This window comes from Brevibacterium sp., from assembly GCF_031179145.1.
Lineage (GTDB): Bacteria > Actinomycetota > Actinomycetes > Actinomycetales > Brevibacteriaceae > Brevibacterium.
In genome coordinates this window covers 215358-222124 of record NZ_JAPSIB010000004.1, presented here as the reverse complement: position 1 = coordinate 222124, position 6767 = coordinate 215358, and the positions used below count along the sequence as shown (strand labels likewise).

Below are 6767 nucleotides of genomic sequence, written 5' to 3'. Positions count from 1 at the left end.
CAGGCCCACCTGGACCGGGCCTGGGCCCGGCACCCACAACGATTCCGGCACCGTCCCATCGCTGCCCGAGTCGAACCCACTGGCATCAATATCCCGAAAGTGTCTCAAACAAGTTGACAACTTCCGCATAGCTGGGCCGCTCGGAGGTAAGTGGGCCGCTCGGAGGTAAGTGGGCCGCTCGAGGCGAAGTCGCCGCCTCGTTGATGTGCACTACTGTGGACGACGTGACCAACTACAGATTTGAGACCTTCAGCCCGGCATTCGATGAGGCCACCGGTGCGCCTGATGCGCGGACGGCGAAGTACTTCGCCGCGACCAGCGTGGGTTTCCACGACTCCCGGTCGACCGAGGAGAGTCTGAAGAAGAGGGCCCAACGGGCCATCGCCGACGGTCGCGTCCTCACCGCGGTCTACGCCGAGCGCGAGTTCGAGCACGCCATCGATCCCGATGTGCCGGTGGCGACCTTCGCATGGTTCGAGAAGCTCGTCAACGTCGGCGGCGGTCGGCTGGTCCCCGGCCACCTCATCACCTGGGTGACCGTGCGCCCCACCCACCGCAGGCGCGGTCTGCTGCGATCGCTGATGACGAGCGACCTCGCCGAGGCGAAGGCCGCCGGATACCCGTTCGCCGCACTGACCGCGACTGAGGGTGGGATCTACACCCGCTTCGGGTTCGGGGTCTCATCGTGGTCGCACGCGATCGAGGTCGACACCTCTCCAGGCTTCAAGATGCTGCGTGAGCCCGACCGGCGGGTCGAGATGTGCGATCCGGGCGTGCTCCGAGAGTTGGCTCCGGATATCTACGCCCGCTTCATGCGCACCTCGCCGGGTGCGATGGAGAGGCAGCAGACCTATATCGAACGGGCCACCGGAGCCCTCGACACCGAGACCGGGGAGGCCGACCGCGGGATCCGCGCGGCCCTCCACTTCGACGCCGCCGGGGAACCCGACGGGTACGTCTCCTACAAGTTCGCGGGCCAGTCGAAGACTCTGCCGACCATCGACCTCATCGACTTCGTCGCCGCCACCGATGACGCCTATGCCTCGCTGTGGTCATTCCTGGCCGCCATCGATCTGTCGACGCGCGTCACCTTCAAGGAGTCCTCCGAGGACTCTCCGCTGCCCTGGCTGCTCACCGATTCCCGCCGCGTGAAGACGGTGGGCACGGAGGACAACATCTGGCTGCGCATCCTCGACGTCAAGTCAGCGCTCGAGGCCAGGCCATGGTTCGTTCCGGGCGAGCTCGTCATCGACATCGACGATCCGCTCGAGCTGACCGGGGGACGGTTCCGCATCACCTCTGACGGTGAGAATGCCAGTGTGGAGGCCGCCTCGACGTCGACCCCGGCCGATCTGGGGATGGGCATCGCCGAACTCGGATCCCTCTACTTCGGCGGGGCGGATCCGGTGATCCTCGCCCGGGCCGGACGGATCGACGAGAACGTCCCCGGATCCGCGGTGCGGGCGAGCGCGATGTTCAGCCTCGGTCGGCTGCCCTACGCCCCGAACGGATTCTGAACCACCCGAGGAACCCGCTGCCGCGCCGGTAGCCCGGGGCCATCCTAGGACCCCGCGGCCATCTCAGGGGTCCGCAGCCCGATTGTCCGACTGCTCGGACGATTCCCAAGATCTGAGACTTCGAGAAGGTCGGGGAGATGTCTCATAAGATGGACATGTCCCAGACCCAACAGGAGGAATCTGTGCCCAAGCCCATCGTGCTCATCGCCGAAAAACTCTCGCCGGCCACCCTCGACGCGCTCGGAGGCGACTTCGAGGTCCGCCACACCGATGGTGCTGACCGCTCCCAGCTCCTGGAAGCCATCGTCGACGCCGACGCCATCCTGGTCCGTTCGGCGACCCAAGTGGACGCCGAGGCGATTGCTGCGGCGAAGAACCTCAAGGTCATCGCCCGGGCCGGAGTCGGACTCGACAACGTCGACGTCCCAGCCGCCACCTCGGCGGGTGTCATGGTCGTCAACGCACCCACCTCGAACATCATCTCCGCCGCCGAGCTGACGATGGCGCATATCCTCGCCTCTGCCCGCTACCTCGGCGCGGGGAACACCTCGCTCAAGGCGGGGGAGTGGAACCGCTCGAAGTACACCGGTGTGGAGCTCTACGAGAAGACGCTGGGCATCATCGGGCTGGGCCGCATCGGCGGTCTCGTCGCCGAGCGCGCGAAGTCCTTCGGGATGCGCCTGGTCGGCTACGACCCCTACATCACCCAGGCGCGCGCCGCGCAGATGGGTGTCGAGGTCATGGACCTGCCCGGCTTGCTCGCGGTGTCCGACTTCGTCACCGTGCACATGCCCAAGACCCCCGAGACGATCGGGATGATCAGCGCCGAGGAGTTCGCGATCGCGAAACCCGGCGCCCGGTTCGTCAACGTCGCTCGCGGCGGGATCATCGACGAGGAGGCACTGGCCGAAGCGATCGCCTCCGGGCACATCGGCGGCGCGGGCATCGACGTCTGGAACGTCGAGCCGCCCGAGCATTCGACGCTGATGGACCTCGACTCCGTCAATGTCACCCCGCACCTGGGGGCGTCCACCGCCGAGGCGCAGGAGAAGGCGGGCGTGGCAGTGGCCAAGTCCGTGCGCAAGGCCCTCGCCGGTGAGCTCGTCCCCGACGCCGTCAACGTCGCGGGTGGAGCCATCCACGAGGACGTCCGTCCGGGCATCCCGCTGGCCGAGCGCCTCGGCCGCGTCGTCAGTGCTCTCGCCCCGTCCTCGCTGACCCATTTCAAGGTCGAGGTCAACGGTGAGATCGCGGACAAGGACGTGTCCGTCCTCAAGCTCTCCGCCCTCAAGGGCCTGTTCAAGGACGTCGTGTCCGATCAGGTGTCCTACGTCAACGCCCCGCTGCTCGCCGAGGAGCGAGGCATCGGGGTCGAGCTCACCACCGACCCCTACTGCGAATCCTTCCGCAACATCACGCGGCTGACCGCGACCACTGCCGAGGGGCAGCAGATCTCTGTGGCGGGAACGGTGACCGGGCCGAAGCTCGTGCAGAAGCTCACCGAGGTGAGTGGCTTCGACCTCGAGATCGAACTCACCGACAACCTCCTCATCTTCCGATACGAGGATCGTCCCGGCGTCATCGGTCAGCTGGGTCAGGCGCTGGGCGCCAACGACGTCAACATCGCCGGCATGCAGGTCTCGCGGTCGGCGAAGGGCACCGACGCGCTCTCCGTCATGGCGGTCGACTCCGCTGTCCCGGACGAGGTGCTCAAGGCCGTGGCCGGAGCGATCAACGCCTCGTCATTCGGCTCCGTGTCGCTGAGCGAAGACTGACTCGCAGGCTGCACAGACGAAGCGCCCCGCACGAAATCGTGCGGGGCGCTTCGACGTCCTGTCCCGGCGGGCTCAGGCGTTCCAGAGTCCGTAGGTGTCGGCCAGGGAGGCGATCTTCTTCGCACGGGTGAGACGCGGCAGGTAGGAGCCGTCCGTGATCTCCGAGCCGCCTTCGGCCGCCTGGAGCATCTGGCGTGCCCAGGAGCGTTCGTCCTCGCTCGGCGACATGGCGTCGTTGAGGGTGTTGACCTGGTCGAGGTTGAGGACGAGCTTGCCGGTCATGCCCATCATGTGAGTGACATCGGCGTCCTTGCGGACCTGCTCATCGGTGGCGTCGGCGGCGGAGGGTCCGTCGATCGCGCCGGGCAGGCCGCCCATGCGGGAGGCGATCGTCAGGCGGGAGCGAGCATAGGCCAGTGCCATCGGGTCGTCGGAGAAACCGGTGTCCTTGCGGAAGTCATTGGTGCCGAAGGCGAGACGGAAAGTGCCCGGCGCCTCGGCGATCTTGGTCGCGTTCTCCACTCCGCGGGCGGACTCGAGCAGCGCGATGACGGGGAGGCCGGCCTTCGCCCGCATCGCCGTGTAGGAGACCTGTTCGGGACGTTCGGTCTCGGGCAGCATGACGCCGCGCAGACCGGGGAGCATGGCGATCGACTTGAGGTCGTCGTCCCAGAACTCCGAGTCCATCTTGTTGATGCGCACCCATGCCGACATGCCGGAATCGAGGGCGCGCACGACGTTGTCGCGGGCGGTGAGCTTCTTGTCCTCGGCGACGGAGGCTTCGAGGTCGAAGATGACGGAGTCCGATTCCGACGCCTGAGCCGGTGCGAACAGCTCCTCTTTCGCCGCGTTGACCAAGAGCCAGGATCGGGACAGCTTGGCCGGCAGGGAGGCGGCTCGCTGATTGCGGATGGTCTCTGTCAATTGTCCTCTTCCACGTCGGTTTCCTGTCGCGGCCCAGCGTCGGCCTCCGCCAGCACGGAGGTGGCTGAAAACGGTTGGGCGCGGTCGTGGGCGATCGGGGTCGAGCGCCCATGACCATTGTATTCGCGCCGACGACGAGGTGCATGTCGCTTCAGTTTCGGATCGGCTCCCCGGCGGGGGTGAGCACCCACCACACCTCTCCGACGCCTTGGCCATTGACGTCGCCCCGGGCAGTGTCGCCGGCGAAGTGATACAGCGGCCAGCCGTTGAGGGTGAGCTGCGGTTGGCCGTCGACGCCGGTGATCGTGTCGACTGTCCCGGTGATTCCGTCGAGCTCCGGAGCGTCTCCGCCGGTGACCGCCGGCCATTTCTGCGCGCACTCTCCCGCGCAGGTCGACGTGCCCGAGCCCGGTTCGTCCTTGTCGAACTGGTAGATCGTCATTCCCCGTGCGTCGACGACGATCGTGCCGAATTCGCTCTCGGCTGTGGCGAGTCCCGCCGTCGCCTCGGTGGGCGCGGCACTCGAATCTGCACTCGTCTCCGCGCTCGACTCCGGGCTCGAATCCGGGGAGGCGGGGGCTCCATACCCTCCCGGACCGCCTCCGTCGTCGCCGCCACCACCTGTGCCGGAGCAAGCCGCGGCCGAGAGCAGCGCGAGCGTGGCCGCCGCGACGCCGACCATTCGTGTGATGGACATGGTCCTACCTCCTGATCCAGCACCCTGATCACCGGCAGCGGATGGTCGGAATCGCACCGGGTGCGTCCTCTGCTTCGACCACGAGGCCACTGGGCTGAGGGTTCAATCCGCGGCTGAATGATTTCGAGGCCCGCTTCGACTGCTTCAGCGTTCGGGTGGGGGCGGAGCTGCGTGCTTCAGCGTTCGGGTGCGGGCGGAGCTGCGTGCTTCAGCGTTCGGGTGGGGGCAGGGTCGCGGTGAGCAGAGGTGCACCCGCAGAGGTGACCACGGTCAGCTCGGAGATGTCGTCGAGCTCGAGGGCGGTCGAGGCGGTGAGGTCGATGGTCCTGCCCGGAACGGCGGACCAGGTGGAGACCTCCCGCGCAGCACCCGTGTCGTCGGTGAGGATGAGTCCGTAGGCGGGCACGGAACTCGGCGGGAAACTGTCGGGTGAATGACCGGCGGGCGGGGAACTGTTCGGCGCGGAACTGGTGGGCGGGTATTCGCAAACGATGCTCAGGCGGGTGCCCCAGGCGACGGATTCGAGTTCGACCTTCACGCTCATCTGCCCAGCCTGGTCTGTGCCGCTGCCCCCCGCGGTGTCGCCCTCTCTGTAGTCCGGGACACCCTCTCCGTAGTCAGGGACATCGCCGGCTCCGCGGTCCTCGACCGGAGCAAGGGCCACGGTGACCGTCTTGGTCGCCCCGGTCGGCTCGACTGCCGCAGACGACTCCGTGGGCGCGGGGACCTCGTTCCGATCGAGGATCGCCGTGGGGATGACGATGGCGAGGACGAGCACGATGACCGCGGCCAGCGCCGAGAGTGTGAGAATGCCGCGCTTCGGAGGGCGGTGCGAAGGGGGGTCCGCCTCGGCGAGGTCATCGCGCTTCGGCTCGGCGCTCCAATCCTCGCGGTCCGCCTCCGCCGGCTCGGAACGGTCGGCAGCCGCTGCGCCGTCCGTGGGAGCCGGCTCCGGTGGAAGGGTGAGATCCGACTGCGGTCGAATGCGGGCGAGGAGACCGGGCAGGGGCGAGAGCTCTCCCACCGAGGCGCGACACTGTGCGCATGTCTCGAGGTGGTTTTCGAAAGCGCGGCGGTCTTTCGCCGTGAGTGCGCCGAGGAGGTAGGCGGCGTCCCACTCGCGGAAGGTCTCGTGCCCGCTCATCGTGTCACCCCTCGTTCCTGAACTGCCAGGCGCAGAGCTCGCAGCCCGTAATGGAGCCGCGATTTGACCGTGCCTTCGGGGATGCCGAGCTCAAGCGCCATTTCAAGGGTGCTGCTGCCCCCATAGAAGGAGCGCACGATGACCTCCCGGTGGTGTGCGGACAGGCTCGCCAGGGCGTCGGTGATCAGCATCTCGTCGAAGAGCCGCTCGACCCTGTCCTCTGTGACCTCTTCGTCCACCTCGGCGTTCGCGGACTCATGCCGGCTGTGGGCGCTGCGAGTGGCATCGATGACGAGGTGCCGGGCGACGGTGAAGAGCCAGCCGCGGACCTCACCGGGGTCCTCCTCGAGGAGACCGGGAGAACGCCACGCCCGGAGCAGGGTCTCCTGCACAATGTCATCGGCGTCCGCAGGATGATGGGCGAGAGAGACGACGTAGCGCCACAGCACCACGGCATAGCGATCGTGAAGACCACGCAAAGCCTCGGCCCGACCGGCGGGATCCGGGTGTGAGCCGGCGCCGTCCGCCGGTGAGCCGGTGCCGTCTGCAGGGGAGCCGGTGCCGTCCGCAGGGGAGCCGTTGACGTCAATGCGCGGGTGAGCGACCGGTGGCACATCTGCCGTTCTCGATGGGCCGCCGTCGGCCCGATCGTCCTCCATGTCCCCTCCACGTCGAGCGGCCCGGGAAAGTTCACACTCTGAGCGAACTCA

6 protein-coding genes are annotated in these 6767 nt (G+C 67.5%); 2 read left to right on the top strand and 4 right to left on the bottom strand.

Annotated elements, in window-relative coordinates; genetic code table 11:
- The first annotated feature begins 224 nt into the window (after window positions 1-224).
- Together RIT73_RS05410 and serA are read left to right on the top strand one after the other, a co-directional pair.
- Window positions 225-1517: a GNAT family N-acetyltransferase gene (locus RIT73_RS05410; RefSeq protein ID WP_309131033.1), complete on the top strand. Its 1293-nt coding sequence runs from the start codon at window positions 225-227 to the stop codon at window positions 1515-1517.
- A 182-nt stretch (window positions 1518-1699) separates the two neighbouring features.
- Complete coding sequence (gene serA / locus RIT73_RS05405; RefSeq protein ID WP_309131037.1) at window positions 1700-3292, top strand: phosphoglycerate dehydrogenase; 1593 nt, start codon at window positions 1700-1702, stop codon at window positions 3290-3292.
- 72 nt (window positions 3293-3364) lie between these two features.
- On the opposite strand, the gene RIT73_RS05400 is transcribed toward serA, so the two are convergent.
- The 4 genes from RIT73_RS05400 to RIT73_RS05385 all read right to left on the bottom strand — a co-directional run bounded on the left by RIT73_RS05400 (window position 3365) and on the right by RIT73_RS05385 (window position 6716).
- On the bottom strand, window positions 3365-4216 hold the full coding sequence (locus RIT73_RS05400) for a CoA ester lyase (protein ID WP_309131032.1): 852 nt from the start codon (window positions 4214-4216) through the stop codon (window positions 3365-3367).
- A gap of 151 nt (window positions 4217-4367) precedes the next feature.
- Entirely contained in the window at window positions 4368-4913 is a 546-nt protein-coding gene (locus tag RIT73_RS05395) for a hypothetical protein (RefSeq protein ID WP_309131031.1), read from the bottom strand.
- Between the two features lie 208 nt (window positions 4914-5121).
- Window positions 5122-6057 (bottom strand): zf-HC2 domain-containing protein, encoded by a 936-nt coding sequence (locus RIT73_RS05390; protein WP_309131030.1) that lies wholly within the window; start codon window positions 6055-6057, stop codon window positions 5122-5124.
- The gene (locus RIT73_RS05385; RefSeq protein ID WP_309131029.1) at window positions 6054-6716 is read right to left on the bottom strand and encodes a sigma-70 family RNA polymerase sigma factor; all 663 of its coding nucleotides are present in this window, start codon (window positions 6714-6716) and stop codon (window positions 6054-6056) included. The genes RIT73_RS05390 and RIT73_RS05385 overlap by 4 nt, the downstream gene beginning before the upstream one ends.
- Between the last annotated feature and the right edge of the window lie 51 nt (window positions 6717-6767).